Consider the following 2,513-nt stretch of genomic DNA (forward strand, 5'->3'; position numbering starts at 1 on the left):
GTCGCGGTAGTCGCTGATGTCGTAGCCGTTGTCAGCCTGCGGCGACCGATAGATCGGCGACAACCAGATCACGTCCACCCCGAGCTCGCGCAGATAGTCGAGCCGCCCCAAGATGCCGCCCAGATCGCCCACCCCGTCACCGTTCGAGTCGGCGAAGCTCCGCGGATAGATCTGGTACACGACAGCCGACTTCCACCAACCAGCGTCCCGTGGCGACGTCATTTCCGGCCGCGCATCACGTCCCGGTACACGGCCACGTACTTGTCGACCATGGTCGCGACCGTGAACCGGTCGGCGGCGAGCTTGGCGATCCTGCGCCGGTCGAGATCACCGGCGGCAGCGACCGCGACGACCGCCGAGTCGATGTCTCCCACTAGATAGCCACTTACCCCGTGCGCGACCAACTCCCCCATCGAACCTCGCGCGTTGGCGATCACCGGTGTGCCACAGGCCATCGCTTCGACGACGCTGTATCCGAACGGTTCGTCGAAATCGATCAGGTGGAGCAGCGCGTGCGCGCCTCCTAGCACCTCGGCACGGTCGGAAGCGTCGACGGCGCCGAGATAGCGAACCCGTTCGCCGTCGACGTGCGGCGCGACCTCATCGCGGAAGTACTTCTCGTCCTGGATGATTCCGGCGATGTCCAGCCGGCGACCACATCGGCGGGCGACCTCGATCGCGTCGGCGGTGCCCTTGTCGGGGTGGATCCGTCCGAAGAACAACAGATGCGCACCGGGATTCGGATGAATCGCAAACGCGTCGATGTCGATCCCGTGGTGAATGGTCGCGGCGTAATGCAAATTCGGGTGACGATCGGCGTCGCTGATCGATACGTAAGCTCCTGCGCCGTCGTAGCGCTCGTAGACGGGGACGATCCTTTCCGACGAGAACCCGTGGATCGTGGTGACCACCGGGGTCGTGACGAGATCGCTATACGTGAGTGGCAGGAAGTCGAACCCGTTGTGGATGACGTCGAACTCGCCGGCGCGCTCGAACACCGAAGCGATGTGCAAGCATTCCGCGACCTTCGCATCGATCGTCGCGTCCTCGGACCAACCACGACGCGCAGTTGCGGACAGGCTGGCCGAGGTGATCGAGTCTGCGGTGGCGAAAAGCGTGACGTGATGGCCTGCGGCCACCAGCCCCTCGGTGAGCAACGAGGCGAATTGCTCCCATGGGCCGTAGTGACGCGGTGGTGTCCTCCACGCGATCGGCGACAGCACGGCGACGCGGATCGGATCGCCTGCTTCGCCTTGGATCGGGATGTGCCCAGGCTACCGGGGCCGGCCGCATTCTCTCGAGGCTTCTCCGTGCGCAGTCGCTACCCAAGCGCAAACGTTAGGCACGGCTGTAGACAGCCGCGTCATCGATGTTCGCGCGGGATCGGTCGGGGAGGGCGATGACGCAGGCCACGCTGATAACGGCGGCAAGCACGATGTATGCGGAAATTGCGTACGGTGTTCCGGTCTCGTGCAGCAGCCATGTCGCCAGTAGGGGCGCCGGGCCCCCGGCGAAAACCGACGCCAGCTGGTAGCCGATACCGGCGCCGCCGTAGCGCAGGTGGGTCGGGAAGCTCTCGCCGATCAGCGCGGCCTGTGGCCCGTACTGCATGGCGTGCACTACCAACGACAAGATGATGGCGATGAAGATCAGCGCGTAACCGCCGTGCGACAAGGCGGCGAAGTAGGGGAAGGCGAACACCCCAGTCAAGACGGCTCCGGTGAGGTACACGCGTTTGCGCCCGAACCGGTCCGACAGGTGTGAGAACAGCGGAATCGCCACGAGTTCCAACGTTGCGCCCGCCAGCACCGCGGTGAGCACAAACGTCTTGCTGTAGTGATGGGTCGCCACGACGTAGGTCAGCACGAAGGTAGTGAATAGGTAGAACGGCATCTGCTCGCTGAACCGTGCCCCCGCCGAGAGCAGGATCTCTCGCCAATGCTGCCGGATCGCGTCCATCACCGGTGTGGCCGCGGTTTTGCCTTCGGCAAGCACTTTGGCGAACATCGGCGTCTCGAGGATCTTCAGCCGGATTACCAGGCCGACTGCCACCAGGATCAAGCTGGCCAAAAATGGCACCCGCCAACCCCATGAGCTGAACGCCTCAGGCGATAGTGTCGCCGAGAGCAGTGTCATGCCGCCGGTGCCGAGCACCAGCCCCACCGGGACACCGATCTGCGCGGCACTGCCGAGCAGCCCACGCCGATCTTGATCACCCCACTCCATCGCAAGCAGCACCGACCCGCTCCACTCGCCGCCGATTGCGATGCCCTGCACCAGGCGCAACAGCACCAGGATCAGCGGCGCCGCTAAGCCGATCGACGCCGTCCCGGGCAGCATCCCGACGATGGCTGACGAGATGCCCATGACCAGCAGCGTGATGATCAGCGTGGTCTTACGCCCAATTCGGTCGCCCCAGTGCCCGAAGATCGCGGCCCCGACCGGGCGCGCGGCGAACCCGACTGCGTAGGTCGCGAATGACTGCATCGCACCCGCGTACGCGCTCGAAGCAG

Annotated in this window: 3 protein-coding genes; all 3 read right to left on the minus strand. The window is 64.9% G+C overall.

Going from position 1 to position 2,513, the window contains the following annotated elements; translation table 11 throughout:
• On the minus strand, positions 1-222 hold a 222-nt coding region (locus QOD90_RS14365; RefSeq protein WP_526350779.1), incomplete at its 3' end, for an alpha-amylase family glycosyl hydrolase.
• On the minus strand, positions 219-1,223 hold the full coding sequence (locus tag QOD90_RS14370) for a glycosyltransferase family 4 protein (RefSeq protein ID WP_526350781.1): 1,005 nt from the start codon (positions 1,221-1,223) through the stop codon (positions 219-221). The genes QOD90_RS14365 and QOD90_RS14370, both read right to left, overlap by 4 nt.
• Before the next feature lie 115 nt (positions 1,224-1,338).
• On the minus strand, positions 1,339-2,513 hold a 1,175-nt coding region (locus QOD90_RS14375), incomplete at its 5' end, for an MFS transporter (protein ID WP_526350783.1).

It is taken from the genome of Mycobacterium sp., assembly GCF_032161845.1.
GTDB lineage: Bacteria > Actinomycetota > Actinomycetes > Mycobacteriales > Mycobacteriaceae > Mycobacterium.